The 26,553-nt window shown below is 68.4% G+C and carries 30 protein-coding genes and 1 pseudogene; 22 read left to right on the forward strand and 9 right to left on the reverse strand.

What is annotated here, in order from left to right; genetic code table 11:
• A pseudogene (locus VFY73_RS26020) lies at positions 1 to 469 on the reverse strand (catalase HPII); the annotation flags it as partial.
• A gap of 285 nt (positions 470 to 754) precedes the next feature.
• Between VFY73_RS26020 and VFY73_RS26025 the strand changes: the two are divergent.
• A complete protein-coding gene (locus VFY73_RS26025) occupies positions 755 to 1,066 on the forward strand; it encodes a hypothetical protein (RefSeq protein ID WP_329724365.1) in 312 nt (103 codons plus the stop codon).
• Between the two features lie 28 nt (positions 1,067 to 1,094).
• Positions 1,095 to 1,622: a hypothetical protein gene (locus VFY73_RS26030; RefSeq protein WP_329724367.1), complete on the forward strand. Its 528-nt coding sequence runs from the start codon at positions 1,095 to 1,097 to the stop codon at positions 1,620 to 1,622.
• 162 nt (positions 1,623 to 1,784) lie between these two features.
• Here the strand turns inward: VFY73_RS26030 and VFY73_RS26035 are convergent, their stop codons facing one another.
• The 5 genes from VFY73_RS26035 to VFY73_RS26055 all read right to left on the reverse strand — a co-directional run bounded on the left by VFY73_RS26035 (position 1,785) and on the right by VFY73_RS26055 (position 4,245).
• Complete coding sequence (locus VFY73_RS26035) at positions 1,785 to 2,525, reverse strand: DUF2272 domain-containing protein (protein WP_329724369.1); 741 nt, start codon at positions 2,523 to 2,525, stop codon at positions 1,785 to 1,787.
• Positions 2,526 to 2,748: 223 nt separating this feature from the next.
• Complete coding sequence (locus VFY73_RS26040) at positions 2,749 to 3,171, reverse strand: universal stress protein (protein ID WP_329724371.1); 423 nt, start codon at positions 3,169 to 3,171, stop codon at positions 2,749 to 2,751.
• Positions 3,172 to 3,275: 104 nt separating this feature from the next.
• Positions 3,276 to 3,560 (reverse strand): hypothetical protein, encoded by a 285-nt coding sequence (locus tag VFY73_RS26045; protein ID WP_329724373.1) that lies wholly within the window; start codon positions 3,558 to 3,560, stop codon positions 3,276 to 3,278.
• The gene (locus VFY73_RS26050) at positions 3,557 to 3,928 is read right to left on the reverse strand and encodes a phage holin family protein (RefSeq protein WP_329724375.1); all 372 of its coding nucleotides are present in this window, start codon (positions 3,926 to 3,928) and stop codon (positions 3,557 to 3,559) included. Before VFY73_RS26050 ends, VFY73_RS26045 begins: the two co-directional genes overlap by 4 nt.
• Positions 3,928 to 4,245 carry a glycine zipper domain-containing protein gene (locus tag VFY73_RS26055; RefSeq protein ID WP_329724377.1) on the reverse strand — a complete coding sequence of 106 codons (318 nt, stop codon included), beginning with the start codon at positions 4,243 to 4,245 and terminating at the stop codon, positions 3,928 to 3,930. The genes VFY73_RS26050 and VFY73_RS26055 overlap by 1 nt, the downstream gene beginning before the upstream one ends.
• 210 nt (positions 4,246 to 4,455) lie before the next feature.
• On the opposite strand from VFY73_RS26055, the gene VFY73_RS26060 reads away from it, so the two are divergent.
• From VFY73_RS26060 to VFY73_RS26115, 12 genes are all read left to right on the forward strand, one after another.
• Complete coding sequence (locus VFY73_RS26060) at positions 4,456 to 5,538, forward strand: S1C family serine protease (protein ID WP_329724379.1); 1,083 nt, start codon at positions 4,456 to 4,458, stop codon at positions 5,536 to 5,538.
• Positions 5,535 to 6,812, forward strand: a complete 1,278-nt coding sequence (locus tag VFY73_RS26065; protein ID WP_329724381.1) for an MgtC/SapB family protein — start codon at positions 5,535 to 5,537, stop codon at positions 6,810 to 6,812. The genes VFY73_RS26060 and VFY73_RS26065 overlap by 4 nt, the downstream gene beginning before the upstream one ends.
• Before the next feature lie 96 nt (positions 6,813 to 6,908).
• Entirely contained in the window at positions 6,909 to 9,113 is a 2,205-nt protein-coding gene (locus tag VFY73_RS26070; RefSeq protein WP_329724383.1) for a cation-translocating P-type ATPase, read from the forward strand.
• Between the two features lie 3 nt (positions 9,114 to 9,116).
• Positions 9,117 to 9,347: a cbb3-type cytochrome oxidase assembly protein CcoS gene (ccoS, locus tag VFY73_RS26075; protein ID WP_329724385.1), complete on the forward strand. Its 231-nt coding sequence runs from the start codon at positions 9,117 to 9,119 to the stop codon at positions 9,345 to 9,347.
• On the forward strand, positions 9,344 to 10,783 hold the full coding sequence (gene ccoN, locus VFY73_RS26080; protein WP_329724387.1) for a cytochrome-c oxidase, cbb3-type subunit I: 1,440 nt from the start codon (positions 9,344 to 9,346) through the stop codon (positions 10,781 to 10,783). The genes ccoS and ccoN overlap by 4 nt, the downstream gene beginning before the upstream one ends.
• Before the next feature lie 12 nt (positions 10,784 to 10,795).
• Positions 10,796 to 11,416 carry a cytochrome-c oxidase, cbb3-type subunit II gene (gene ccoO, locus VFY73_RS26085; protein WP_329724389.1) on the forward strand — a complete coding sequence of 207 codons (621 nt, stop codon included), beginning with the start codon at positions 10,796 to 10,798 and terminating at the stop codon, positions 11,414 to 11,416.
• Positions 11,417 to 11,428: 12 nt separating this feature from the next.
• The gene (locus VFY73_RS26090) at positions 11,429 to 11,602 is read left to right on the forward strand and encodes a cbb3-type cytochrome c oxidase subunit 3 (protein ID WP_329724391.1); all 174 of its coding nucleotides are present in this window, start codon (positions 11,429 to 11,431) and stop codon (positions 11,600 to 11,602) included.
• Complete coding sequence (gene ccoP / locus VFY73_RS26095; protein ID WP_329724393.1) at positions 11,595 to 12,509, forward strand: cytochrome-c oxidase, cbb3-type subunit III; 915 nt, start codon at positions 11,595 to 11,597, stop codon at positions 12,507 to 12,509. Before VFY73_RS26090 ends, ccoP begins: the two co-directional genes overlap by 8 nt.
• An 8-nt stretch (positions 12,510 to 12,517) precedes the next feature.
• Positions 12,518 to 14,005: a cytochrome c oxidase accessory protein CcoG gene (ccoG, locus tag VFY73_RS26100; RefSeq protein WP_329724395.1), complete on the forward strand. Its 1,488-nt coding sequence runs from the start codon at positions 12,518 to 12,520 to the stop codon at positions 14,003 to 14,005.
• A gap of 64 nt (positions 14,006 to 14,069) precedes the next feature.
• Positions 14,070 to 14,237 carry a hypothetical protein gene (locus VFY73_RS26105; protein ID WP_329724397.1) on the forward strand — a complete coding sequence of 56 codons (168 nt, stop codon included), beginning with the start codon at positions 14,070 to 14,072 and terminating at the stop codon, positions 14,235 to 14,237.
• Positions 14,215 to 14,520: a hypothetical protein gene (locus VFY73_RS26110; protein WP_329724399.1), complete on the forward strand. Its 306-nt coding sequence runs from the start codon at positions 14,215 to 14,217 to the stop codon at positions 14,518 to 14,520. Before VFY73_RS26105 ends, VFY73_RS26110 begins: the two co-directional genes overlap by 23 nt.
• A gap of 114 nt (positions 14,521 to 14,634) precedes the next feature.
• Complete coding sequence (locus VFY73_RS26115; protein WP_329724401.1) at positions 14,635 to 15,315, forward strand: sulfite exporter TauE/SafE family protein; 681 nt, start codon at positions 14,635 to 14,637, stop codon at positions 15,313 to 15,315.
• 62 nt (positions 15,316 to 15,377) lie between these two features.
• Here the strand turns inward: VFY73_RS26115 and VFY73_RS26120 are convergent, their stop codons facing one another.
• The gene (locus VFY73_RS26120; protein WP_329724403.1) at positions 15,378 to 16,148 is read right to left on the reverse strand and encodes a helix-turn-helix domain-containing protein; all 771 of its coding nucleotides are present in this window, start codon (positions 16,146 to 16,148) and stop codon (positions 15,378 to 15,380) included.
• A 99-nt stretch (positions 16,149 to 16,247) separates the two neighbouring features.
• Between VFY73_RS26120 and hemN the strand changes: the two genes are divergently transcribed.
• From hemN to VFY73_RS26135, 3 genes are all read left to right on the forward strand, one after another.
• The gene (gene hemN / locus VFY73_RS26125; RefSeq protein WP_329724405.1) at positions 16,248 to 17,657 is read left to right on the forward strand and encodes an oxygen-independent coproporphyrinogen III oxidase; all 1,410 of its coding nucleotides are present in this window, start codon (positions 16,248 to 16,250) and stop codon (positions 17,655 to 17,657) included.
• 206 nt (positions 17,658 to 17,863) lie between these two features.
• Positions 17,864 to 18,592 carry a response regulator transcription factor gene (locus VFY73_RS26130; protein WP_329724407.1) on the forward strand — a complete coding sequence of 243 codons (729 nt, stop codon included), beginning with the start codon at positions 17,864 to 17,866 and terminating at the stop codon, positions 18,590 to 18,592.
• A 26-nt stretch (positions 18,593 to 18,618) separates the two neighbouring features.
• On the forward strand, positions 18,619 to 20,697 hold the full coding sequence (locus VFY73_RS26135; RefSeq protein WP_329724409.1) for a PAS domain S-box protein: 2,079 nt from the start codon (positions 18,619 to 18,621) through the stop codon (positions 20,695 to 20,697).
• A 6-nt stretch (positions 20,698 to 20,703) separates the two neighbouring features.
• On the opposite strand, the gene VFY73_RS26140 is transcribed toward VFY73_RS26135, so the two are convergent.
• Positions 20,704 to 21,507 carry a Crp/Fnr family transcriptional regulator gene (locus VFY73_RS26140; protein WP_329724411.1) on the reverse strand — a complete coding sequence of 268 codons (804 nt, stop codon included), beginning with the start codon at positions 21,505 to 21,507 and terminating at the stop codon, positions 20,704 to 20,706.
• 261 nt (positions 21,508 to 21,768) lie between these two features.
• On the opposite strand from VFY73_RS26140, the gene VFY73_RS26145 reads away from it, so the two are divergent.
• On the forward strand, positions 21,769 to 22,272 hold the full coding sequence (locus VFY73_RS26145) for an ornithine carbamoyltransferase (protein WP_329724413.1): 504 nt from the start codon (positions 21,769 to 21,771) through the stop codon (positions 22,270 to 22,272).
• Positions 22,273 to 22,324: 52 nt separating this feature from the next.
• On the opposite strand, the gene VFY73_RS26150 is transcribed toward VFY73_RS26145, so the two are convergent.
• Entirely contained in the window at positions 22,325 to 22,945 is a 621-nt protein-coding gene (locus tag VFY73_RS26150) for a hemerythrin domain-containing protein (RefSeq protein WP_329724415.1), read from the reverse strand.
• A 211-nt stretch (positions 22,946 to 23,156) separates the two neighbouring features.
• On the opposite strand from VFY73_RS26150, the gene ubiU reads away from it, so the two are divergent.
• The 4 genes from ubiU to VFY73_RS26170 are packed head-to-tail and all read left to right on the forward strand — an operon-like array spanning position 23,157 to position 26,540.
• The gene (ubiU, locus tag VFY73_RS26155) at positions 23,157 to 24,179 is read left to right on the forward strand and encodes a ubiquinone anaerobic biosynthesis protein UbiU (protein ID WP_329724501.1); all 1,023 of its coding nucleotides are present in this window, start codon (positions 23,157 to 23,159) and stop codon (positions 24,177 to 24,179) included.
• A gap of 8 nt (positions 24,180 to 24,187) precedes the next feature.
• Positions 24,188 to 25,141: a U32 family peptidase gene (locus VFY73_RS26160; protein WP_329724417.1), complete on the forward strand. Its 954-nt coding sequence runs from the start codon at positions 24,188 to 24,190 to the stop codon at positions 25,139 to 25,141.
• Complete coding sequence (gene ubiT, locus VFY73_RS26165) at positions 25,138 to 25,614, forward strand: ubiquinone anaerobic biosynthesis accessory factor UbiT (RefSeq protein ID WP_329724419.1); 477 nt, start codon at positions 25,138 to 25,140, stop codon at positions 25,612 to 25,614. The genes VFY73_RS26160 and ubiT overlap by 4 nt, the downstream gene beginning before the upstream one ends.
• Positions 25,611 to 26,540 carry an acyltransferase gene (locus VFY73_RS26170; RefSeq protein WP_329724421.1) on the forward strand — a complete coding sequence of 310 codons (930 nt, stop codon included), beginning with the start codon at positions 25,611 to 25,613 and terminating at the stop codon, positions 26,538 to 26,540. The genes ubiT and VFY73_RS26170 overlap by 4 nt, the downstream gene beginning before the upstream one ends.
• The last annotated feature ends 13 nt before the right edge of the window (positions 26,541 to 26,553 follow it).

Raw genomic sequence — 26,553 nt, forward strand, 5'->3', positions numbered from 1 at the left:
AGGCCGGGCCCCTCAGCCCGGCCTTGAGCGAGTTCTGGTTGTCGCCGATGTGCACGCCCTGGTTCGTCGTGAGCGCCTGTCCGCCTGCATCGGTGCGGACCCGGTCCAGCGGTCCGTTGTTGGGGTTGTGGCCGGCTGGCGGCACACCATCGCCCAGCTTGGCGGAAGCATTGCTTTCGCTGAGCGTGCTGGCAGTGACGAAGGGCGCCGACGGCTCGGCCGTCTCGCCTACTGGCGGCTCGTGCCCGTAGTCGAGCCCGTGTTCCAGCGCCTTGTTGGCGTTGTGTGGCCTGGCGCCGGCCAGCGCCTGAACGCCTGCGGCGCGTTGTGCCGGCAGGTCTGAGCCGTCGCTGGCGTCGAGGTGCGAAGGGCCGCTGACCGACTGCCGGGCAGCACTCTTGCCGCTGGCCTTACGCGTTTCTGGCGTTCGTGGTGTCTTCGTGTGTGACGTCGAGGCCGGTTTCGGCATGAGGACTCCTGCATGGGCTGATTTCAGAAACCCATGCAAGGCAAGCGAGACTCCTGCAGACGCCTGCCCTTCCCCTTCGCTCTGCCGGCGGCCCCCCCGGGATCGTCGCGCGGACACGTTTCACCGCATCTCAAGGCAGCGTGGAAGACCTGCGGCCTGTCCGCCTACAGGTGAACATCATCTTGCCCTGATGCGACAGGCCGGTCGTGCGTCCAACATGGCCCCTCACCTCGCAACCGATCCGCGGATGTTCTTCGGCTGGTTGAGGGGACAAAGGAGCACACCATGTTCGTTCACAAGATTCGCTCGCCCCTCATTGCTTCGGCGCTGATCGGCGCGCTGACGGCGGCCGTTGCGCAGACCGCCACACCCACGCCGGTGCCGGCTCCAATTGCTCCGGTCGAGGTCGGGGTTTCGCCGACGACGGCGACCTCCGCAACCGACAAGGCCGTGCCGCGTGCCGATACGGGCACCGTGGTTCGAACCGGCCCCACCGCCACCGACAAGGTACGCCCTCGCCAAGGCACTGCCGCTGCGTCTGACGCGGTGGTCAATGCCGAGCCCGCGATGCTTCCGCCCAAGACCGATCGCAACTGACCAACAAGCACTCTGGAAGGACTTCGACATGAATGAATCCAACGACTCTCGCCTCGTGACCGGCCTCTTCCCGGACCGCGACAGCGCGGAAGCGGCCTACACCGCAGCCACGGAGCGCGGCTACTCCAAAAACGACGTCAACCTGGTGATGTCCGACCAGACCCGCACGACGCATTTCGCCCAGGGCAGTGTCGAGACCGAACTGGGCAACAAGGCGGCCAAGGGCGCCGGGGTCGGCGGTGCCATCGGCGGCACGCTGGGCGCCATTGCCGCCGCGGTGGCCGCCGTGGGAACCACCCTGGTGCTTCCGGGATTGGGCCTGGTTGTCGCCGGTCCCTTGGCCGCAGCTGCCGCTGGCGCTGGCGCTGGCGCCGCTGGCGGGGGGCTCGTGGGGGCGCTGATCGGCTGGAGCATTCCGGAACAGCGGGTCAAGGACTACGAAGACGGCATCCGCAACGGCGGCATCCTGATGGGTCTGCAGGCACGCAACGATGACGACGCAGCACATCTGGAAACCCGCTGGAGGTCCGGCAACGGCCAGCATGTGTACCGCTGAGCAGGCTCCAGGGAGATGAGCCGAAGGGGCGTGCCTGGCCGCGCGCCTCAACGTACCAACGTACCGTGGCCCCATGCGCCTGCGGAGCCAGCGCGGTTGGGCCGGCTCGCTTCAGAGCATGGCAGCCACCAGGTGGAATGCGCGGGCAGAGCCCGGCTCGTCCTACCGGTCGACGAGCTGAGGCGACGCACGCCGCGCCCGCATCACCAGCACCCATTTCCGCCCCCTGTCGAGGTCGAAAGACACCCGGCCCATTTCGTCGAGGTCGACGGTCGTTCTTGCCACGGTCTGTTTGACGTTTCCGCCGATGGCATCGAGCGTGTTGTGGGTGGGATCCATGCTGACGACCAAGTCGCAGTGCATTCCGACGCCTGCCATCACATGGGCGATCGTCGCCGGCGTGATGTGCGATGGCCAGCCGCTTCCGCTTTTTCTTCCGGCGCAAATCAGATCGCCTGGCGCCGCCATGGCCGGGGTTGGCACCACCTCGTACGCCGATGCTTGGCCGTCGCGCGCCGCAGCGATGTAGACGGCGTGCCGATGGTCGCGCCGGAACTCCGTCTGGCTGATGCCGGCCCGGGCCATCACGGCGCTGATGAACGCCGCGGACCACGCCGAGGTAGTGACAGGTTCATCCGGCCCTGGCCACTGCCATTCGCAAACGTCGTTGCGGGTGCAGTCGTGGCCGAAGGCGTATCGCACCTGGGCCCAGTACTCGTCCACCAACGGGCACAACGCCGTCGTTTGCTCCTGCCCGCAGCCGTCTTGCACGTCCTGGCAGGACCCATCAGAGATCACCAGGCACAGCTCATTGCCGGGTAAGCCGTAGGCACGCATCGCGCCCCATCGGACCCATTCCGTTTCCGCCGAGTGAATCAGGCTGGCGACCTGGGCGTCCGACAAGGCGGTCGGGTGGACCTTCCACTTGATGGCGACGCAGCCCGCCAACAAGACGGGCACCACGGCCGCCTGCCACCTTCCGCTGTGAAAAGGCATGTCTTCTCCCCGGCGGCCGACACGCCTTTCTCGACGCGAGGCTCGGCGGCTTGGCGGCGATGCATCGCGGGTGTCGACCAGGGTCTGAAGATACCTCTTCCGGGCCCGCACCGGGTGGTCGCCGGCTGGGTCAAGGCACCAGCAGAACGGGTCGACGCAGACGCGCCAAGACCCCCGTGGCCACCGACCCCAGAACGACGTTGGCCAGCGCGGTGTGCCCGTGCGTGCCCATGACGACCAGGTCGAAGCCCCCCTCCTGCGCCGCTTGCGCGATCGCCTCGCCGGCGTGTCCCACCACCTTGCGGGTGTCGAGCTCCCAGTGGTTTTGGGCGGCGAACTTTCGCACCGGCTCCAGCACGGTGTCGGCCTCGCTGTCGTACCAGCCGTCGATCGAGGCCTGGGGCAGGAAGGCCGCGGCGTGGCCGGTGATCGCCGGCACCACGGTCAACGCGGTGTAGCGGTGCCGCGGGCCGAGCAGTTCATCGTGCGCGGCGATGTACGCAAGCATGCGCTGGGTCGTGGCACTGCCGTCGACGGCGAGAAGAATCTTCATGGGCGCTCCGGTGGGTTGTTGTCGTGAATGCGCCATCGTCGGGGCTGGCGCCCGGCCAACGCTTGAGCGATGTCAAGCGCCGGGGCGGGCGCCGGACGCCTGCGTCATCTGCGGCGGGCCCGTCCGCTTTCGCGAATCGCTCGCCAGCCCTGCCAGCACTGCCACGCCGCCAGTGCGAGCTGGAGCAGCGGCATGGTCCGAGTCCGAACCGGGCGCTCGCGCACGACCGCGGCGATGCCCGCCGCACCACGCGCCAGGCCAGCCCAAGGCGACCCGTGAGCTTGCAGCGCCGCCAGATCGTGGCGCACCGTCAGCCGTTGCAGCTCGGCGCGCATCACGAGCAGTTCCCGCCGCCGTGCCAGCGTGGTGCGGCGCCCTCTTCCGCTCATGTCGCGGCCGCCTTGAGATCCTGGGCGTCACGGCGCAACTCAGCCAAGGTGGCATGAAGCATCGGCGGCTTGGCCGCTGCGCACTGGCACCAACGCCAGGCAGCGAGCGCGCCGGCCACCAGGAACCCCAAGGCCAGCGCCCCCAACACCATCAGCCGATGATCCGGTGGAGACCACACCACCAGCCACGCCGCGCCCAGCAGCACGCCGGCAAAGAGCAGGAAAAGCGACACGCAAGCGCCCAGCAGCAGCTGACTCAGGCGAACGCGCTCTTCTTCGATTTCAACCGTGGCCAGTTCCAGCCGGGTTCGGCCGATATCGATCACATCGGCCAGGACCTGCTGCGCTGCATCCCTCAGGCCGCTCATCAGCGCCGGGCGGCAAGGAAGCCGATCAGCAGCCCCAACGCCGCGGCGGCACCCATCGCGCCGTAGGGGTGGTCATGCACCGTGCGATCGGCCAGCCGCGCAGCGCGGCGGGCACGGTAGGCCGCTGCGTCTTCCAGCTGCTCGACCTGGGCGCGCATCTTGCGCACCTGTTCGGAAAACTCATCGCGGACGGTGTCGAAAGCCTCGTCGCCGGTGTCGGCGGCTGTCGACAAGAGATGATCGGCCTCGTCGATCATCCGGCGCAGGCTGGTGGCCAAGCCTTGCTTGGCGTTGGCGGCGGTTGCGGTGGCGTCCATGCGGGTCGTCCTCGAACCCGCCGCCAAGCCATGCTACGGAGCCGGGCCTGTGCGGACTTGATCAATCGCAAGGCCTGCAATCGGCAAGTTCGCACGGGTTCCCGGCAACCGCGCTCGCCTCGACCGGCTTGCCTTGCGCGGCGTCAAGCCAGCCCGCCGATCGGCCACAGACACTGCGGGCCCAAGGCGATCCCCGCCGCGGAGCCCCTCATGCCCACGAGCATCCAGCCACGGCCCTTTCTCGCCGCCGCCATGGCCTGCCTGGTGGCGCTCGGCGGCTGCGTCATGGCGTCGCCGCCGCCGGTGGTGCGCAGCCACGTCGGCGACACCGCCACCACTTTTTCGACGGCCCTCGCCCGCGGCGTGCCGGCTGCTGCGGGCGTCTACGGTGTCCGACATGCGCCCGATCCCGAGGACGATGACCGCGAAGCGGTGTCGCGTGCCGACGGGGAACACAGTGATTCAACCGCCGCGTCCGGCGACAAGATCAATGTGCAGATGGGGGCCGGCTTCATCGTCTCGGCCGATGGCCTGATCGCCACCGCCGCGCACATCGTGGCCGACGCGACGCAGATCATCGTCAAGCTGGCCGACCGGCGCGTGGTGGTGGCCGAATTGGTGGGCGTCGACGGCGACGCCGACATCGCGGTGATCCGGGTGCCGGTGCGCCGGCCGGTCCCCGCGTTCGGCACGTCGGCCTCGCTGTGGCCGGGCGACTGGGTGCTGGCCATCGGTGAACCCTACGGGCTGGACCGTTCGGTGGCGGCCGGGGTCGTCGGCGGGCGCAGCCGGCACTTTGCCGAGGACGGCGAGCTGATGTTCATCCAGAGCGACCTGGCGCTGAACCCCGGCAACTCCGGCGGGCCGCTGCTGGATGTGCAGGGCCGCATCGTCGGCATGAACCTGCGCACGGTGGTCGGTGCGCCCGGTGGCCCGGGCCTGAGCCTGTCGGTGCCGATCGAGTTGGTGCTGCAGATCGTGGCCGAGATCACCGGGCAGGCCGGCACATCGCGGCCACGCCTGGGGGCCGGCTTCGAAGACGTGACGCCGTTCATGGCGGTCGCTCGCGGCCGGCCGTACGCCAACGGCGCACTGATCAACGAGGTCATGCCGGGCGGCCTGGCGGCGTCGATGGGTGTTCGCAAGGGCGACATCGTGGTCGGCATGAACGGACGCCCCATCGGCGACAGCGCGGACTTCGCCGACGCTCTGCTGCGCTGGCACGCCGGCGAAACAACCCGGTTGACCGTGTTTCGCGAAGGCCACTACCGACACCTGACGACCGACCCATGACCCTTGAACTGGCACGCAGCTTTCTGGCAGCACTGCTGATCGGTGCACTGATCGGCATCGAGCGCGAGAAGAAGAAGGACGCAGAGCCTGCCCGCGCGATCGGCGGCATCCGGACACATGCCTTGCTGGCCCTGGTTGGCGGTGCCTCGGCCTGGCTGGCGCGCGAGCTGCAGGTGGCGTGGGTCTTCGTCGTGGTGCTGGGGTCGGTGGGCGCGATGGCGGTTGCCAGCCACGTGCGCCGCGGTCGTGACGAGGCGGACGAACCGCCGGGCATCACCAGCGAGATCGCCGTGATGGCCGTGCTGCTGCTGGGGGCGATGGCGGTGGTCGGCAACCAGACGCTCGCCGTCGCGCTGGCCGTGGCGGTGTCGGCGGTGCTGGCCTTCAAGCAGCCACTGCATGAGCTGGTCCGGCGCGTCGGCCTCGACGACATCCTGGCGGTGATCAAGCTGCTGATCGCCTCGGTCATCGTGTTGCCTTTGGTGCCCAACGAACTGGTCGACCCTTGGCAGGCGATCAATCCGTATCAGCTGTGGTTGCTGGTCGTGCTGATCTCGTCGCTGTCGCTGGCCGGCTATGTCGCGATGCGTTGGCTGGGGCCGGCGCGCGGCACGGCGATCACCGGGATGGCCGGTGGGCTCGTGTCGTCCACCGCCACGACCCTGAGCTTTGCACGCGACAGCCGGATCGCCACGCCCTTTTCCAGCGGCGACACCATCAGCGCCGGCATCCTGCTGGCCTGGCTGGTGATGTTCCTGCGGGTCTCCGTCATCGTCGCGATCGTGAACCGCCAATTGCTCGAGGTGATCTGGCCGCCGATGCTGGTGATGGCGCTGGTCACCGCCGGTTTTGCTGCTCGCCTCTACCTGGCCGGTGCCGCGGCAGCGACGGCCACCGCCGCCGACCACGCCATCGTCGTCAAGAACCCGTTCAGTCTCAGCGCGGCGATACGCTTCGGTGCGCTATTCGCCGTCGTGCTGGTCGTCGTGAAGCTGGCCCAGCAGCATCTTTCGAATGCCGGGCTGTATGCCGTGTCCGCCTTGGCCGGCGCAGCGGACGTGGATGCCATCGTCCTCTCGCTGGCCAGCGATGGCCAGAACTCACCCGACCTCACGCAAGCGGCATGGGCGCTGCTGGTCGCACTGTTGGCGAACACCGTGGTCAAGGTGTCGACGGTCGTTCTGGTGGGGCGTGGGCCGGTGCGCAAACACGTACTGATCGCCAGCGCGTTCATCTGTGCAGCCGGCGCTGCAGCCGCATTCTCCTGGCTCTGATGGCTGCAATTTGTTGGCAGGTACAGCGCGCCGGCCCTCGTCTGCTTGACCTCAATCAAGTGCGGCGACGGGTACCGCCGGCATCATCGCCGCACGATGCCAGTGTCTTGTGTCCTACCTGCCGCCGAGTACGTGGCGGAGCGTCCCCGGCACCTTGGCGAATCGTCATTGCGTATCGGCGGCATCCATTGCGCCGCCTGCGCCGGCACGCTCACGCAGGCCCTGAAGAGCGTCGACGGCGTCGTTGACGCCTGCGTCGACACGGGGGCCTGCCTCGCCACGGTGCGGTGGGATCCTTCGCGAACGCAACCGTCGGCGTTCGTACGCGCGATCGAGAAGGCCGGGTACACCGCGGTGGCCGATGCACCCGGTGCGGCACGGTGGCTGCGCCAGCAGGAATCGCGAGCCGGTCTCTGGCGGTTGTTCGTCGCGGCGCTGTGCGCGATGCAGGTCATGATGCTGGCGACCCCCTCGTATGTCGCCGCCCCGGGGGAGCTCACCCCCGATCTGAAGCAGCTTCTCGACTGGGGAAGCTGGGTCCTGAGCCTGCCTGTCATCTGCTTCTCGGCGATGCCTTTCTTCAAGGGCGCCTGGCGGGCTGCCCGCAACCGACGCGTCGGCATGGATGTGCCGGTGGCCCTGGGCATTGCGGTGGCGTTCGTGGCCAGCTCGGGGGCGGCGTTCGACCCCGGCGGTGCGTTCGGCACGGAGGTCTACTTCGATTCGCTGACGATGTTCGTGTCGTTCCTGCTGGGTGGCCGCTATCTCGAGATGCGCATGCGCCACCGGGCCGAAGCGATGCTCGAGGCTTCGGTGGCCGAGTTGCCGCAGACGGTCTCGCGGGTGCGGCCCGATGGAACGAACGAGACGGTCAGCGTGCGCAGCGTGCAAGTGGGCGACGTCCTGTTGGTGTCGGCGGGCGAAGTGGTGGCCACCGATGGCGTGCTGCTGCAGGGCGTGACCGACCTGGACGAAGCCTTCCTGACCGGCGAGGCCCGGCCGGTCCGAAAGGCCCCGGGCGACGCCGTGGTCGCGGGCAGCATGAACCTGGGCTCGCCCGCGTTGATGAGCGTCCAGCGGGTCGGCCCCGATACGCGCTACGAACAGGTCCTGGCGCTGATGCGCGAGGCGCGCACACGGCGCACCGCCACCCTGGGCCAGGCCGATCGTTGGGCTGCACCGTTCTTGTGGGCCGTGTTGTTGCTGGCGTTGCTGGCGGGCGCCTGGTGGTCGGTCATCGACCCGAGCCGGGCCGTGTGGGTCGTCGTGTCGGTGCTGATCGTGACCTGTCCTTGCGCCCTGTCGCTGGCGGCCCCGTCCGCGCTCTTGTCGTGTGCCAGCGCCATGGCCCGCCGGGGCGTATTGCTCAGAAGGCTCGACGCGATCGAAGGCCTGGCGCGCTTCCAGGTGTTGTTCACCGACAAGACCGGCACGCTGACCGAGACTCGCCTGCACTGCGACCACGTCGAGCGGCTCGCCGGGAGCGCCGGCCTCGACGATCGACGGATTCGGACCATCGCATCGACGCTCGCGGCATGGTCGACCCACCCGCTGGCCAAGAGCTTGTCTGCCATGAACCCGGGCGAGGCGGTGGCATGGCACGAGGTTCATGAAGTGCCTGGCAAGGGCCTGCAGGGGGTGGATGCCGAAGGCGCCGCCTGGCGCCTGGGCTCGGCCGGGTGGGCGGCGGTGGACACGGCTGGCGCTGCCGGCCTCACCGATGCCCGTCTCTGGCTCAGCCGAGACGGTGCTTCGGTGGCGTGCTTTCACCTGGACGAGCAACTGCGGGGCGACGCCGCGGCGTGCGTGGCCGATCTGCAGGCCAGCGGCGTCACGGTGTCGATCCTGTCGGGGGACGCACGGCCGCGCGTCGACCGCATCGCCGAGCTGCTGGGGGTCGACGAGCGGCACGCGGCGATGACGCCCGAAGACAAGCTCGCCGCGGTGCGGCAGGCCCGGCAAGCAGGCCAGTTGGTGGCCATGATCGGCGACGGCATCAACGACGCCCCGGTGCTCGCACAGGCCGATGTGTCGCTTGCGATGGGCGAAGGAGCCTGGGTGGCCCGCGCCGAGGCAGACGGCGTGCTGCTGGCCAACGGCCTGGCCGACATCGTGCGGGCGCGGCAGATGGCACGCAAGACCCTGCGCGTCATCCGGCAGAACACGCTCTGGGCCGTGGCCTACAACGCCGCCTGCGTGCCGCTGGCGCTCGTGGGCTGGCTGCCGCCCTGGGCCGCCGGCCTCGGGATGGCCTGCAGCTCGCTGGCGGTGGTGCTCAATTCGATGCGCGTGGGGCGCTGAACCATGGACATCCTGTTCCTTCTCGTCCCGTTCTCGGCACTGCTGGTGCTTGGCATCCTCGCCGTCTTTGCCTGGGCGCTGCACGGCGGCCAATTCGACGACCTGGAGCAACAAGGTCGCGAGATCCTGGCTGCCGACAGCGCACCACTTGACGAGCATCAAGGCCCAAAAAGGCGCGCCGACGAAGAATCCCTTCCATCGTCATGGAATGCGAAGAACGGAGGCTCTGAATGAGCGAAACAGCGCACGCCGCACCCCCCGTGAACTACACCGACCAGTCCGTCCGCGGGTTCGCGCTGGCTGCGGTGGTGTGGGGCGTGGTGGGCATGCTGGTGGGGGTGTTCATCGCCGCCCAGCTGGCATTTCCGGATCTGGCCTACGGGGTGCCGTGGCTGTCCTACGGGCGTCTGCGGCCGCTGCACACCAACGCGGTGATCTTCGCGTTCGGTGGTTGTGCGCTGTTCGCCACCAGCTACCACGTCGTGCAGCGGACCTGCCAGGTGCCGCTGTTCCTGCCGCGGCTGGCCCAGTTCACCTTCTGGGGCTGGCAGGCGGTCATCGTGCTGGCGGCCATCTCGTTGCCGATGGGCTACACCCAAGGCAAGGAATACGCCGAGCTCGAGTGGCCCATCGACCTGCTCATCGCCGTCGTGTGGGTGGCCTACGCGATCGTCTTCTTCGGCACCATCGGCACGCGCCGCGTGCGGCACATCTACGTCGCGAACTGGTTCTTCGGCTCGTTCATCATCGCGGTCGCGCTGCTGCACATCGTCAACAGTGCGGCGATGCCGGCGAGCCTGTGGAAGAGCTACTCGGCCTATGCCGGCGTGCAGGACGCGATGGTCCAGTGGTGGTACGGCCATAACGCGGTCGGCTTCTTCCTGACCGCGGGCTTCCTGGGGATGATGTACTACTACATCCCGATGCAGGCCGAGCGCCCCGTCTACAGCTACCGGCTGTCGATCGTGCACTTCTGGGCACTGATCTTCACCTACATGTGGGCAGGCCCGCACCACCTGCACTACACCGCCCTGCCCGACTGGGCCCAGAGCATCGGCATGGTCTTCTCGCTGGTGCTGCTGGCACCCAGCTGGGGCGGCATGATCAACGGCGTGATGACGCTGTCGGGCGCGTGGCACAAGCTGCGCGACGACCCGATCCTGAAGTTCCTCATCGTGGCGCTCAGCTTCTACGGCATGGCCACCTTCGAGGGGCCGATGATGTCCATCAAGACCGTCAACGCGCTGTCGCACTACACCGACTGGACGGTCGGCCACGTGCACGCCGGCGCGCTCGGCTGGGTGGGGCTGATTTCGATGGGTTCGCTGTACTACCTCATCCCGCGGATGTACGGGCGCACCACGATGTACAGCGTGCCGGCGATCAACCTGCACTTCTGGATCTCGACCTTTGGCATCGTCCTGTACATCGCCGCGATGTGGATCGCCGGCGTGATGCAGGGGCTGATGTGGCGCGCGCTGAACCCCGACGGCACGCTCGTCTACACCTTCGTCGAAAGCGTCAAGGCGACCTTCCCCTTCTACATCGTCCGCCTGACCGGTGGGGTGTTGTACCTGGCCGGCATGTTGGTGATGGGCTGGAACGTCGTCATGACCATCCGCTCCGGCCAACCCAAGGCCGCCCCGATCCCACGCCTGGCCCCCGCCTGAGAAGGACTCCCCATGGCCCACCCCTCTTCAACCTCCGGTCACGAGCGCATCGAGACCAACAACTTCCTGATGATCGTGCTGATCCTGCTGGTCATCGCGGTCGGCGGCCTGGTCGAGATCGTGCCGCTGTTCTTCCAGCGTTCCACGACGCAGCCCGTGCCGGGCCTGCGGCCGTACGACGCGCTGCAGCTCGTCGGGCGCGATGTCTATGTGCGCGAAGGTTGCTACAACTGCCACTCCCAGATGATCCGCCCGCTGCATGCCGAGACGCTGCGCTACGGCCACTACTCGACCGCCGGCGAGTTCGTCTACGACCGTCCGTTCCAGTGGGGCAGCAAGCGCACCGGCCCCGACCTGCACCGCGTCGGTGGCAAGTACAGCGACGAATGGCACCGCCTGCACCTGGCCGGCCCGCGCGACCTGGTGCCCGAATCGAACATGCCGGCCTATCCCTGGCTGGAGCGCGCCGCGATCGACCCGGCCGGTGTGCCGTCGCGTCTGCGTGCATTGCAGCGGCTGGGTGTGCCCTACACCGAGGCCGAGATCAATGCGGCGGCCGATGCCGTCAAGGGCAAGACCGAAATGGACGCTGTCGTGGCCTACCTGCAATCGCTGGGCACCCACGTCAAGTAAAGGAGAACGGGCATGGACCTGAACGACATTCGCAGCGGCGTCACGCTGGCCGGTTTCGCGCTTTTCTTCGGCCTGGTGTTGCGGGTATGGTGGCCCAAGCGGCGCGCGGCCTACGAGGCTGCCGCCCAGCTGCCCTTCGAGGGCGACGCCGCGCCGGTGGCCAGCCAGAGGGGGCGCCATGAGTGACTTCTTCAACCCCGCCTGGTCGATCTACGTCGGTGGTGTCACCGTGATCGGGCTGGTGGCCTGCCTGGCCTTGCTCATCATCGCGGCGCGGCGGCGCGTGATGGCCAACGACAACACCACCGGTCACGTCTGGGACGAGGACCTGCGCGAACTCAACAACCCGCTGCCGCGCTGGTGGATGTGGCTGTTCGTGCTGACCATCGCCTTCTCGGCGTTGTACCTGGGGCTGTACCCCGGCCTGGGAAGCCACCCGGGCAGCTGGGACTGGACGAGCGTCGGCCAGTACGAGCGGGAACAGGCGAATGCCCGTGCCGCCGCGGCGCCGATCTACGCGGGTCTCGGGACGCAGGCCGTGCCGGAACTGGCGCGCAACCGGCAGGCCATGATGATCGGCGAGCGCCTGTTCGCGAACAACTGCGCCGCTTGCCACGGCAGCGATGCGCGTGGCAGCAAGGGCTTCCCCAACCTGACCGACGCCGACTGGCTGTGGGGCGGCAGCCCCGAGCGCATCGAGGAAACGATCGCCAAGGGCCGCCAAGGTGCCATGCCGCCGATGGCTGCTGCGGTGGGCAATTCCGACGACGTTCGAGAGGTGGCCCACTATGTGCTGAGCCTGTCGAGCACGGCGTACAACCCGATCGCCGCGGCCCGTGGCCAGGCCAAGTTTGCGGTCTGCGCCGGCTGTCACGGTGCCGGCGGCAAGGGCAATGCGCTGATCGGGGCGCCGAACCTGAGCGACAAGGTGTGGCTGCATGGCTGGGGCGAAGGCGCTATCGCCGCGATGGTCAGCCAAGGCAAGACCAACGTGATGCCCGCGCACGCGGAACGGCTGACGCCTGAGCAGATCCGCGTGCTGGCAGCCTACGTCTGGAGCCTGAGCCACAGCACCGCGCCAACGGGGCTCTGATTATTCACATGCCTGCCCCCTCTCGCCCCGACGCACGTGTCATCCCGATCCTGCCGGTGCCGGTCTCGGCCCCAGCCGGCGCGGCGCCCGTGGCAGAGGCGGCCGAGCCTCAGCTCGTCTCGCTGTACGAACGCCAGAAGAAGATCTACCCGCGTTCGGTGCAAGGGTGGTATGCACGCTGGCGCTGGCTGCTGGTGTGGCTGACCCAGGCGGTGTTCTACGGGCTGCCGTGGCTGTCGTGGAACGGGCGCCAGTCGGTGCTGTTCGACCTCGGGGCGCGGCGCTTCTTCATCTTCGATCTGGTCCTGTATCCGCAGGACTTCATCTACCTGACGGCGCTGCTGGTGCTGAGCGCCTACGCGTTGTTCTTCTTCACCGCCGTCGGTGGGCGGCTGTGGTGCGGCTATGCCTGCCCGCAGACCGTCTACACCGAGATCTTCCTGTGGGTCGAGCGCCGAATCGAGGGCGAGCGCGGTGCCCGCATCAAGCTCGATGCCGCGCCCTGGAGCCTGGACAAGGCCTGGCGCAAGGTGGCCAAGCACGGGGTGTGGTTGAGCATCGGCTTGTGGACCGGCTTCACCTTCGTCGGCTACTTCACCCCGATCCGCACGCTGTGGGCCGAAGCGTTCACGCTCGCGTTCGGCCCCTGGGAGTGGTTCTGGGTCAATTTCTATGGCCTGGCGACCTACGGCAACGCGGGCTTCCTGCGCGAGCAGGTGTGCAAGTACATGTGCCCGTACGCGCGCTTCCAGAGTGCGATGTTCGACCACGACACGATGATCGTCAGCTACGACGCAGCCCGCGGCGACCCGCGCGGCAAGCGTGGCCGCGGCACCGACCTGTCGCAAGCCAAGCTGGGGCACTGCATCGACTGCAATCTGTGCGTGCAGGTCTGCCCCGTCGGCATCGACATCCGCGATGGGCTGCAGTACGAGTGCATCGCGTGCACCGCCTGCATCGACGCCTGTGACGGCGTGATGGACAAGATGCACTACCCGCGCGGCCTGATCCGCTACGCCACCCACCACGGGCTGACGCAGAAGCTGACCGGGCGCCAGATGTTCCGGCGCGTCTTGCGTCCCCGCGTCATCATCTACGGCGTGGTGCTGATCGCGATCACCGTGGCCGTCGGGGTAAGCCTGTCGTGGCGCCATACCTTCAAGGTCGATGTCGTGCGCGACCGAGCCACGCTGGCACGCCAGGTGGGCGAAGGCGAGATCGAGAATCTCTACCGCCTGCAGTTGATGAACGCCACCGAATCGGTGCAGCGCTACCAGGTCGAAGTCCAGGGGCTGCCCCAGGCCAGGCTGCTCGTCGAGCCGGTGATCGAAGTGGCCTCGGCGCAGGCTCGCTGGGTGAACGTGGCGGTCCGGTTGCCCGCCGAATCGGCTGGCGTGCTCGGCGCCGGAGCGCACCGCATCGACTTCCTGATCCACACGGTGACCGACCCCGAAGCGCGGATTCAGGAGAAATCGACCTTCGTCGTTCCCCGTTGAGAAAGCGAGGACCTTCATGCCAAGCGACAGCATCCAAGCAACGACACCCTGGTGGCGCCATCCCATGGTCTGGCTCGTCGTCGCCGGGCCGGCCATCGTCGTACTGGCCGGCTTTGCCACCTGGGCCCTGGCCGCGCGCGGCAGCGACCAGCCGGTCAGCGCCGAGTCCAGGACAGGCAGTCTGGCTCCAGCCACCCAGGCGCGCAACCATGCCGCAACAGCTCATCGATAAGCCGCGGCATGCGGACGGCGGGCACCCGTCGTTTCGTGAACGCGCGCTGATGATCCTCTGGCCCGCCTTCGTGATGGCCGGTGTGCTGGAAACGCTGGTGTTCGTCGTCGTGGATCCCGGCAGCCTGGAGTGGTTCGGTGCCGAGCCCCTGCACTGGGCGACCAACGCGGTCTACTCGGTCACCTTCTTCATTTTCTGGGCCATCATCGCCACGTCGGCGGCCATCACCCAGCTGCTGCAGCTGGAAAGCCCGGCGCTCCAGCAGACCGGGCGAGCGTCATAGGCACGTTGCCGGCTTGCGATCGATCAAGAGGGCGCGGCCGCGTGGCCGCCATCATCGCCGCATGAGTCGTGAGTCATTGAGGGGCGCCGCCTCGCTGCGGGCGGAGCGTTGGTGATGGACAGCGCGTTGGTGCTGGCGGGCCTGGCCATGGGGGCGGCGTCGTCGCCGCATTGCATGGCCATGTGCTCGGCCCCGTGCGCGAGCGTCTCGAGCGGTTGCCGGCGCAACGCCGCCGGCTTTCACACCGGCCGGGTGCTCGGCTACATGGCCGGCGGCGCCATCGCGGCCAGCAGCGTTGCAGCGCTCGGTGCATGGGGCCAGGTGGCCCCGGCGCTGCGCCCGGTCTGGACGCTGGTGCACCTGGCCTTTGCCGCCCTCGGCCTGTGGTGGTTGCTGACGGGCCGGTCGGCGGGCAGCGCCGAACGCAGCATCACGCTGCCGGTGGTTCAGTCACCGCGGCCGTCGGCCAGGCCCTGGCGGTCGACCACGGCCGGCTTGGCCTGGGTGGCCTGGCCATGCGGCGCGTTGCAGGGGGCCTTGCTGTTGTCTGCATTGGCCAGCGGCCCGGTCGGCGGCGCGCTGGTCATGGGGGGCTTTGCGCTGGCCTCGCTGCCGGCGCTGGCGGCCGGCCCCTGGGTCTGGACCCGCTGGCGCAAGGGGCGCATCGGCGCCGGGTTGGCCGGCTGGGCCGAGGTGCACGGACTGCGTCTTGCAGGCTTCTGCCTGCTGGCAAGCTCGGGTTGGGCGCTCACGCACGGTATCTGGGAGCGGCTGGCTGCGTGGTGCCTGGCCTGACGGCCTTGAGAGGCGTCAGAGCCTGGGAGTTTTTCGGGCGTGTGCGAAAGCCTCTCAGGCACTCAGCCCGGGCTCCAGGCCACCAGCTTGCGCAAGCCCTCTTCGTCGAGCACCCGCACGTGGCGCTGGTGAACGTCGAGCAGGCCGGTCTCGTGAAACTTCGAGAAGGTGCGGCTGACGGTTTCGAGCTTCAGCCCGAGGTAGCTGCCGATCTCTTCGCGCGTCATCCGCAACACCAGCGCCGAAGACGAGAACCCCCGCGCCTGCAGCCGGCGCGTCAGGTTCAGGATGAAGGTGGCCACGCGCTCTTCGGCGCGCATGCTGCCCAGCAACAGCATCACGCCGTGATCGCGTACGATCTCGCGGCTCATGATCTTGTGAAACGAGTGTTGCAGCTCGACGAAGTCACGCGACAGGGCCTCCAGCTGGTCGTAAGGGATCACGCAGACCTGCGAATCCTCGAGCGCGATCGCGTCGCAGGTGTGGCGGTCATGGCTGATCGCGTCCAGGCCGAGCAGCTCGCCGGCCATCTGGAACCCGGTCACCTGGCCCGCACCGTCTTCAGCTGCCACGCAGGTCTTGAAGAAGCCCGTGCGCACGGCATACAGGCCGACGAACGGGTCACCGGCGTGGAACAGCGCGCCGCCTCGGCGCACACGGCGCCGGTTCGCCACCAGCGCGTCCAGGCGTTCGAGGTCGGGGCCCTGCAAGCCCAGCGGCAGGCACAGCTCGCGCAGGTTGCAGCTCGAACAGGCCACCTTCAGTGCCTGCAGCGGAACGTTGTCATCGGCGGCGGGCGTGGCTGGGGCGGCGACTGGGCTGGCTTGCAACATGAGCATCCTCAAGGGTTGGCTTGATTGTCATCAATGCATCCCGCCGGACTTTGCGTTGTGTCAAATCGTGGTGGCCTTGCACGCGCCACAGTGCGGGACATGACCGCATTGGCATCGCCTCCCGTCGTTTCTACCGAACAGTTGGCCCGGCTCGATGTGGCCGGTCCGCGCTACACCTCGTATCCCACGGCAGACCGTTTCGTCGAGGCTTTCGATTCGGCCGCCTACCGGCAGGCGCTCGAACAACGGGTCAGCGGCATCGGTGCGGGTGCCGTCCCGCGGTCGTCGCTGTCGCTGTACGTGCACATACCGTTCTGTGAATCGGTCTGCTATTACTGCGCCTGCAACAAGGTCATCACCAGGCACCACGAGCGCTCGGCCGAGTACCTCGACGCGCTGGAACGCGAGATGGCGCTGAGTGCCGCGGCGCTGGGTTGCAGGGCGGCCGTGTCGCAGTTGCACCTGGGTGGTGGCACACCGACCTTCCTGTCCGACGCCGAGCTGGCACGGCTGATGCACGCCATCCAACGGCATTTCTTGTTGACGCCGGGTGGCGAGTATTCGATCGAGGTGGATCCGCGCACCGTGTCGAAGCAACGGCTGAGCCACCTGGCCGCCCTCGGCTTCAATCGCCTGAGCCTCGGGGTGCAGGATTTCGATCCCGCGGTCCAGCGGGCGGTGCATCGGGTGCAACCGTTCGACGAGGTCGAGACACTGCTCAACGCCGCGCGGGACATCGGCTTCGATTCGATCAACATCGACCTGATCTACGGCCTGCCGCTGCAGACGGCGATGTCGTTCCAGCGCACGCTCGACCAGGTGTGCCGGCTGCGGCCCGACCGCATCGCGCTGTATGCGTACGCGCACCTGCCCGAGCGATTCAAGCCCCAGCGGCGGATCGACGCCGCCGAGCTTCCGGTGGCGGGGCAAAAGATGGCCATGCTCGCCAGCGCCATCCAGGCCTTCGGCCAGCAGGGCTACGACTACATCGGGATGGACCACTTTGCGCTGCACGGCGATTCGTTGTCCGTGGCCAAGCGCCAGGGGCGGCTGCACCGCAACTTCCAGGGCTACAGCACCCAGCCCGATTGCGACCTGCTCGGGCTGGGCGTCTCGGCGATCGGCCGCATCGGCGCCACCTACAGCCAGAACGCGAAGACCTTGCCCGAGTACTACGACGCGCTGCGCGATGGCCGCCTGCCGGTCGTGCGCGGCCTCGCGCTCGACCGCGATGACCTCGTCCGTCGCTCGGTGATCATGGCGGTGATGTGCCAGGGGCGCGTCGACTACGAGTCGATCGAGGCGGCATACCTGATTCGCTTCCACGAGTACTTCGCGGCGGAGCTCGACCGGCTGCAGCCGCTGGTCGACCAGGGCCTGGTCCGCCTGGAGGTCGACGGCCTGCAAGTCACGCCATTGGGCTGGTACTTCGTGCGGGCGGTCGCGATGGTGTTTGACAAGCACCTCCAGGCCGAGCGAAGCCGGGCGCGGTTTTCACGCATCATCTGACGACGCCGGGCTCGGCGATCGTCGTTGGACCCGGCTGCGAAGCCGGGCCGGCAAACGAGCCCGCCCCAAGCGGGCCGTGACATCCGGGAGCGGCCCTTCGTTTCCCTGAGAGCGCCTTGCCCCCGACATGCGTCCGCAAAACTGCTACGCTCGCCAGCGGCTGCTTGCGGACCAAGCGGCAACCATGGCCTTTCCAACGACCAAACGTGACCGCTGCACTTCACATTGCCGTTCTCGACGACGAAGTCGACATCACCGCGCTGCTGGCTAACTATTTGAAGAACCACGGTTTTCGGGTCAGCCAGCTGCACACCGGGGCGGCCCTGATGGACCTGATGGCCAGCGACCCGCCGGTGCTGGTCCTGCTGGACCTGGGACTGCCCGGCGAAGACGGCTTCTCGATCGCCCGCCAGCTGCGCGAGCATTGGCGTTGCGGGCTGGTCATCGTGACCGGCCGCGGCGATTCTGTCGACAAGATCGTCGGGTTGGAGGTCGGCGCCGACGACTACGTGACCAAGCCGTTCGACCTGCGCGAGCTGTTGGCGCGCATCAAGGCGGTGCTGCGCCGCATGACGCCCGGCGAATCGCCGGCCCAGAGCCCGCCCGCCGCCGTGCGGCACAAGCTGTGCTTCGCCGGCTGGTCGCTCGACACGGCGGCCCGCCAGCTGACCAGCCCCGCCGGGGAGGATGTGCCGCTGACCAGTGGCGAATTCGACCTGCTGAGCACCTTTGCCCAGCACGCCGGCAGGGTCTTGTCGCGCGATTTCCTGCTCGAACACACGCGCGGCCGCGAAGCCGCGCCGTTCGACCGCACGATCGATGTCCAGGTCGGCCGCCTGCGCAAGAAGCTGGAGGCGGACGCAGAAGACCCGCAGATCATCAAGTCGGTGCGCGGGGCCGGCTACATCCTGATCCCGCCGGTGACCGCGGCTTGACGACAGCTGAAAGCCAACCCACAGCGATGAATGCTCCGACGACACGCGCCGCCCTGCCCGCCGGCATCGACGACACCACCGTCTTCCGTTCGCTGTTCGCCGCTTACCCCGATGCGCTGCTGGTGGCTGACGCCGGTGGCCAGATCGTGCTGGCCAACCCAGCGGCGGCAACATTGCTGGGCTACACCATCGAAGAGTTGGTCGGCTCCGGCATCGACATGCTGGTGCCCGACAGCATCCGCCCGCGCCACGCGGCCTACCGCGAAGCCTACGGCCGCGCCCCCCGCACCCGCCCCATGGGGACCCAGATGGAGCTGGTCGCGCGGCGCCGCGATGGCAGCGAGGTGATGGTCGAGATCGCGCTGAGTCCGCTGCAAAACCATGGACTGCCGCTCGTCGTGGCGGCGATACGCGACATTGGCGCCTATCCGCGTGTCCGGCAAGCCTTGCAGCGAGCGCGATACAGCGAACACCTGGCGCAATTGGGGCGGCTGGCGGTGGACGCGCGTGATCCGCAAGCGGTGCTCGAACACGTGCCCGCCATCGCCGCCGAAGCGTTGCAGGTCGAGATGGCGACAGTCTTCCTGCTCGAACCGAACCGGCTCGACTTCCGGGTCGTTGGAGGGGTCGGCCTGGTGCCGGGCAAGAGCATCGGGGCCCGCGTGCCCAACCGGCCGGACACGCCGCCGGGCTTCGTCTACGCCGAGGGCCGGCCGGTCATCGTGACCGACTACCGCACCGAACGGCGCTTCCAGGTTCCCCAGGCCTACCTGGACGCCGCACTGACCAGCGGCATGGGGGTGCCGCTGTCGGACCGCGGGCGCATCACCGGCGTGCTGGCAGTCCATTCGATCAGCGCCCAGCGCTTCGGCGACGACGAGGTTCGTTTTCTCGAATCGCTGGCCAACCTGCTGGCCACCAGCCAGCAACGGGCGCAGTCGGAAGAAGCGTTGAACCACGCCCAACGGTTGGAAAGCGTCGGCCAGCTGACCGGCGGCATCGCCCACGACTTCAACAATCTGCTGACGGTGATTCAGGGCAACCTGCAGGTGCTGGAAGAGCTGCCCGCCCTGGCCGACGATGCGTACGGCCAACAGCTGGTGGCCGCGGCCACCCGCGCGAGCCGGCGGGGTGCCGAGCTGACGAGCAAGCTGCTGGCCTTCTCACGCCGGCAGGTGTTGCAGCCCAGCACCGTCGATGTCAGCCATCTGCTGCTTTCGCTGGCTGACATGCTGCGCCGCACGCTCGATCAGCGCATCCGGATCGAGGTCGACGCACCGGCCGATTGCCCGCCAGTGCTGGCCGACCCCGGCCAGCTCGAGTCGGCCCTGCTCAACATCGCGATCAACGCGCGCGACGCGATGCCCGAGGGCGGCACGCTTCGCTTCACCGCCGCAGCGGGCGTTCAGCTGCCGGCGGCGCTGAGCAGCGAACTCGACCACCCTGCGACGCCGGACAGTCAGTTCGTGGCGATCTCGATCGCCGACAGCGGCGCCGGCATGTCGGACGAGGTGAAGGAACGTGCCTTCGAGCCCTTCTTCACGACGAAGGAAGTCGGCCGCGGCACCGGTCTGGGGCTGAGCACGGTCTACGGTTTCGTCAAACAGTCCAAAGGTGCGATCGAGATCCAGACCGCGCCCGGCAAGGGCACCACGCTGACGCTCTACATCCCGCAGCCGCAAACGGCGGCCAGCCATGAAAACGGCGACCCGGCCGCGGGCGAAGCCGTCCCGCCGGGGCTGAAGGTGCTGCTGGTGGAGGACGATGCCGAGGTGCGCGCGGTGGTGCACACCTTCCTCGACACGTTGGGTTGTGTGGTCACCGCCTGCACGAACGCCGAGCATGCGCTGGAAACGCTGACGCCCGACACAGATTTCGACCTGCTGCTGACCGACATCGCGCTCGGCGCCGGCATGCGCGGTACCGCGCTGGCGCAGCAGGCGCAGCACAGGTTCCCGCGGCTGGCGATCCTGCTGATGTCCGGGTTTTCGGCCGAGCTGCTCGATGCCGACCGCGAGGCCCCTGCGAGCTGGGAGTTGTTGCCCAAACCCTACACCCGCGACCAGCTGGCGCGAGCGATCGCCAGGGTCATCGCCCCGGCCTAGTGCTGCTCACTGCAGCACCGGGGTGGTGGTCGGCGCCAAGCATCCCTGGATGAACTCGCTCAGCGCATCGACCTCTGGGATGTGGATGTCGCGGCGGCCCTTTTCGACGAAGTGGATCAGCTTGTCGCGCGCCAGCTTGGACAGCGCGCGGCTCACGGTTTCCAGCGTCATGCCGAGGTAGTTGCCGATCTCGGCACGGGTCATGCGCAGCGTGATCTGGTCGGTGCGCAGGCCGCGCTTGGCCAGCGACTCGGCCCAGTAGCGCAGGAAGTCCGCCACCCGCGCGTCGGCCGGCAGCGTGCAGACCGACATCAGCGAGTCGCGGTCGCGGGCGATTTCGCGGCTCATCGCCTCGTGCAGCACCGTCAGCAGCGCCGGCTTTGAGGCACAGGCGGCGAGCAGCGCGTCGTAGCGAACGATCCAGACCTCGCCGATGTCCATCGCAACCGCGTCGCACGAGTACTGGTTGTTGGCGATGCCGTCGAAACCCAGCCAGTCGCCGCGAAACTTCAGGCCGACGACCTGTTCCCGCCCGTCGGGCGACAGCGTGACGATCTTGAAGAAGCCCGAGTTCAGGATATAGAGGTTGCCGAAGCGCTCGCCCGCCTGGTAGATGACATCGCCGGCATGCACCACCCTGCGCTGGAGCACCAGCTCGTCGCTCAGCAGCTTCAGCGTGTCGGCCGTGGCCTGGCTCGCGCGCTGGTTGGCACCGGCGTCTGTTGTCGGAGCTGCCCACCCGGCGGTGGCCGCACGGGAAAAACGCGGTGCGCCGGTGGCGGTGCGGTCGGGGGTGGCGGTGCTCAGCATGGGTGACTCCTCAGGATCGGGGGCATTGGGCCTGCCGAGCCGTCTTGGGCGGGACTCGGCATGAAGGGAATGCTAGGAATCGCCCGACAACCGCTGAACAACCGCCGGCGTCGTTCGGTAACGCTGCGTGAATGCCGTGTGACGCTTTCGTATCAACCACGTCCCACGCCACCTCAGGTTGATCTGCGTCAAGGCCGCGCGGCGGCGGCCCCGTAGGCTTCGCTTCCAAGAATCCCGTCGTTCGGGCCGATCACCCATGCCATGCAGCCGCTTCTTGAACCCAGCCCGCCCGAGGGCGCTGTCCCGTCGCTCCCACCCGACCGTCAGGCGCTGCTCGACAGTGCTGGCCGGCTGTTGCGCGCCGCGCGGACAGGTGCCCTGCCGCCCTTGCTGCGGGGCAAACGGCTGGCGCTGATACGCGGGCCTGGCGAAACCGAGGAGCCCCAGGACTTTTCCCGTGCCGCCAACGAACTGGGCGCGCACGTGGCCAAGATTGGCTCGGCCCTCACGCCCGATAGCGACCCGGTCGAGGTGCAAGACACCGCACGCCTGCTGGGGCGTTTGTACGACGCCGTCGAGTGCCAAGGGCTGCCGCCGGCACTGGTGCAGCAACTGGCCGACGCGGCCGGCATCCCGGTGTATGACGGATTGGCCACACCGTCGCACGACAGCGCGCAACTGGCCCCCTTGTTGCCTGGCGACGAGCTGCTTTCAGACAAGCGGCGCCATGTGATGCAGGCGATGCTGCTGGCCACGATCACCTGATCGATGTCGCGGCGCAGCCAGGCGCAGGCATCGCGCAGGTCTCAGGCAGGTCTCAATTGGCGCGCAACCAGGTGGCCGGCTTCGGCGCGCCGGATGCCGGGCCCAGGCCGATCGGAGCCGGCGCGAGGTTGACGATGCGGGTGAACAGCTCGCGGTACGCTTGCTCGGCGTCGTGCCCGGTCAGCGGGTCGCGGTTGGTCGAGAACGCCGTGTCGAGCTCGCGCCAGTCGTCGGCGGTCAGCACGCGTTCTGCCAGCGGCAGGATCTCGCGCTCTTCCAGCGCCATGTGGGCCAGGTAGAACTCCACGTAGCGCGCCATCGCCTGCTCGAAATCTTCGCGGCGTGACTCGCCCATCAACTCGAAGGCCAGCAGGGCGTGCTCCAGGTCACGGATGCGGCGTTCGCCGCAGGCATGGTCCTGGTCGAGGTTGTCCAGGATGGGCCGAGCCAATGGCGTTCGGGCGCGCAGCTTCGGAAACAGCAGTTCAGTCTCCTTGCGGTGGTGGCGCTTCTCGGGGAACTCGTCCAGGTAGAACAGCATCGCCCGCAGCACGGCAAAGTCGGGCAGCGTGCCGCGCTGCCGATGGTCGGCCAGTAGCAGCAAGACCGAGCGCAACATCGCGGCCAGTGCGCTGTGCTCGTCACGAAGAACGCTCAAGGTCAACGGGTTCATCAAGGTCTCCTGCGGCGCAGCTTCGCCCGTTTGTCCGTCGGCGCCCTTGTCGTGGATCAAATGGTGACCCGGTACGGCGTCATGCAGCCTGGGCCGCTGCGCCAGCACGCACGCCTTTTGCGGTGAAGCAAAACCATGGCGCCGGTGCTTCGCCACAGTGTGGCGACTCCAATAACGCCGCGCGACCGTGCTGGTCGACGAAACACTGCCGATGGCCAACCGCCGTCCCACCCACACCCCCGAACTGGTCTGCCCTGCCGGTTCGCTGCGCGCGCTGGTGGCCGCAGTCGACGCTGGGGCCGATGCCGTCTACCTGGGCCTGAAGGACGCGACCAACGCGCGCAACTTCGCAGGCCTGAACTTCGACGATGCGCAGGTGCGCGAGGGCGTCAGCCACGCCCACGCTCGCGGGGCGAAGGCGCTGATGGCGCTGAACACCTTTGCCGATGCGCGCGATCCAGGGCCGTGGCGCCGGGCCGTCGACAAGGCCGTGCTGCTCGGTGCCGATGCGCTGATCGTGGCCGACAGCGCGGTGATGGCGTACTGCCGAGACCACCACCCTGCCCTGCGTCTGCATTTGTCGGTGCAGGCCTCGGCGACCAGCCACGCGGCGATCGAGTTCTATCGCCGCCGCTACGGCATCCAGCGCGCGGTGCTGCCGCGGGTGCTGACGCTGCAACAGGTCGGGCAGGTCATCAAGCACACCGAGGTCGACATCGAAGTCTTCGGCTTCGGCAGCCTGTGCGTGATGGTTGAAGGCCGTTGCGCGCTGTCTTCCTATGCCACCGGCCAGTCGCCGAACAATGCCGGCGTCTGCTCGCCGCCATCGGCCGTGCGCTGGCAAGACGATGGGCCCGCAGGCATGCAGGCGCGCCTGAACGGCGTGCTGATCGACCGCTACGCGCCTGGCGAGCCGCGCGGCTACCCGACGCTGTGCAAGGGCCGTTTCTCGGTCAATGGCCAGCGTGACTACGCGCTCGAAGAACCCACGAGCCTGAACACCCTGGCGATCCTGCCGGAGCTGATCTCGATGGGCGTGAAGGCCATCAAGATCGAAGGACGGCAGCGCAGCGCAGCCTATGTCGAGCAGGTCACGCGTGTCTGGCGCGCGGCGATCGACCAGGCCGCATCGTCCGCCCGCTACAGCGTCCAGCCGGAATGGACGGCCGCACTGGCCAGCCATGCCGAAGGCCAGCAGCACACGCTGGGCGCCTACAACCGGCCCTGGCGCTGACCCACCCGATGACCACGCATCCCACGAACGACACCGCACCGCCCCGCATGGCCATGACCGTCGGGCCGGTGCTCTACCACTGGTCTCGCGAGACCTTGCTCCACTTCTACGCCGATCTGGCCGACAGCGCCGCCGACACCATCGTGCTCGGTGAAGCGGTGTGTGCGCGCCGCCGCGAGCTGCGGCTGGACGACTGGCTCGCACTTGGGCGCGAACTGCAGGCCGCCGGCAAGGAGGTGGTGCTCGTTGCCCAAACGCTGATAGAAAGCGAGGCCGACCTGCGGTTGCTCGAACGCCAGGGCGAGCAGCAGGGGTTTGCGGTCGAGGCCGGTGACGCATCGGCGCTGCAGCTGCTGGCCGGGCGCGTGCCGTTGGTGCTGGGCCCGCACCTGAACATCTACAGCCGCGAGGCCTTGCTCGAGCACGCCGACCTGGGCGCGTCGCGCTGGGTGGCGCCGGTGGAGCTGGCGCTCGATGCGCTGGCGCTGATCAACCCGCCGGCCGATCCGGTGCACACGCCGCAGGGCGAGCCGATCGTGACCGAAGCCTGGGCCTTCGGCCGCCTGCCGCTGGCCTTCTCGGCGCGCTGCTTCACCGCGCGCCACCACCGCGTCGGAAAGGACGACTGCGGCTACCCCTGCCTGTCGGATCCGGACGGGCTGTTGCTGTCGTCGACCGAAGGCCAGCCCTTTCTCGTGCTCAACGGCACCCAGACCCAATCCGCCGCGGTGCAGAACCTGCTCGGCGACGCGGCGGCGCTGCGCGCCGCTGGGGTGTCGCGGCTGCGGCTGTCGCCCTGCGCCAGCGGCTTCGCACAGGTGCTGCGCGACTTCGATGCCGTGATGAACGGCGACCGCCCCGCCGCCGGCTGCGCCGACGTGTGGCGCGACCTGGGCGTGCCAGGGCCCTACAGCGACGGCTTCGCCCGGCGCATGCCGGGCATGGCCTGGAGTGGTGCATGAGCGACCCGACCGCCGAATTCGCGCTGCCGCCCGGCCTGCCGCCGGTGCTGGCGCCGTTGCACCGGCGCGTGTGCGCACTGGTCGAGCGGCTGCCGGTGCAACCGCCCTCCTTCGTGCTGGCGCGCGCACTCGACCACGTGCTGCTGGACCGCCTGCCGGCCGATGCCCGCCAGGCACTGGCCGGTCGCTGCGTCGAATTGCGCGTCACCGACTTCGGTCTTCGCGTGCGCCTGCAGCTCGGCCCGGCCGGCTTCGTGCCGGCACCGGCCCGGGCCGAGCCGGCCCTGCGCATCACCGCGCCCGGGTCCAGCTACCTGCGGTTGCTGCGGGGCGATGACGACCCGGACCGCCTGTTCTTCGAGCGGGCGCTGGTGATGGAAGGCGATACCGAGCTCGGCCTGGTGCTGAAGAACACGCTCGATGCGATCGGCCCGCTGTGGCCGCGTCGCCCGATGGCGGCGCCCACACGATGATCGTGGCGTGGTTGCGCGGCGGCCTGACCGGCCTGCTGCTGGCCGCCAACACGGTGATCGTCTTCGCCTTGATGCTGCCGCCCGCGCTGGCGAAACTGGTGCTGCCGGCCGGCGTGTTGCGCTCGGCTTGCGACCAGGCCTTGAATGGCCTGGCCTCGTGCTGGGTGGCGGCGAACAACGCCTGGCTCGCGACCTCGGCGTCCAACCCGTGGGAGGTCTGCGGCCTGAACGGGTTGAACCCGCGCGGCTGGTACCTCGTCTCCAGCAACCACCAGAGCTGGGTCGACATCCTGGTGCTGCAGCGCGTCTTCCATCGCCGCATCCCGTTCCTGAAGTTCTTCCTCAAGCGCGAGCTGATCTGGGTTCCGGTGATCGGGCTGGCCTGGTGGGCATTGGACTTTCCGTTCATGCGACGTGGCAGGGGCCATGGCAGCGGCCGAGACGATCTGGCGACCACCCGGCAGGCCTGCGAAAAGTTCAGGCGCATTCCCACCACGGTGATCAACTTCGCGGAAGGCACCCGCTTCACCCATGCCAAACACGCGGCGCAGCGCAGCCCTTATCAATACCTGCTGACACCCAAGGCCGGCGGCCTGGGGATGGCACTGGCGACAATGGGCGCGCAGTTCGACGCCCTGCTCGACGTCACGATCGTCTACCCCGACGGCGCACCGAGCTTCTGGCAGCTGCTGTGCGGTCGGTCCGGCGCAGTCTGTGTCTATGTTCGGCGCCGGCCGGTTCCATCTGGGGTGATCGGGGGCGACCCGGTGCGCGACAAGGCCTACCGCCGGCGTGTGCGCGCGTGGATCGACGAACAGTGGGCAGAGAAGGATCTCTTCATCGAGACCCGCCTGCGCCAGCACCACGCCAGCCGCGCAACAGCCAACCCTGTCGCGCTGAACCGCGGCCGCCACGCCTCGCGCTGACCCACGCCTTCGC

This window comes from Ideonella sp. (genome assembly GCF_036277275.1).
Classification (GTDB): Bacteria; Pseudomonadota; Gammaproteobacteria; order Burkholderiales; family Burkholderiaceae_C; genus Ideonella.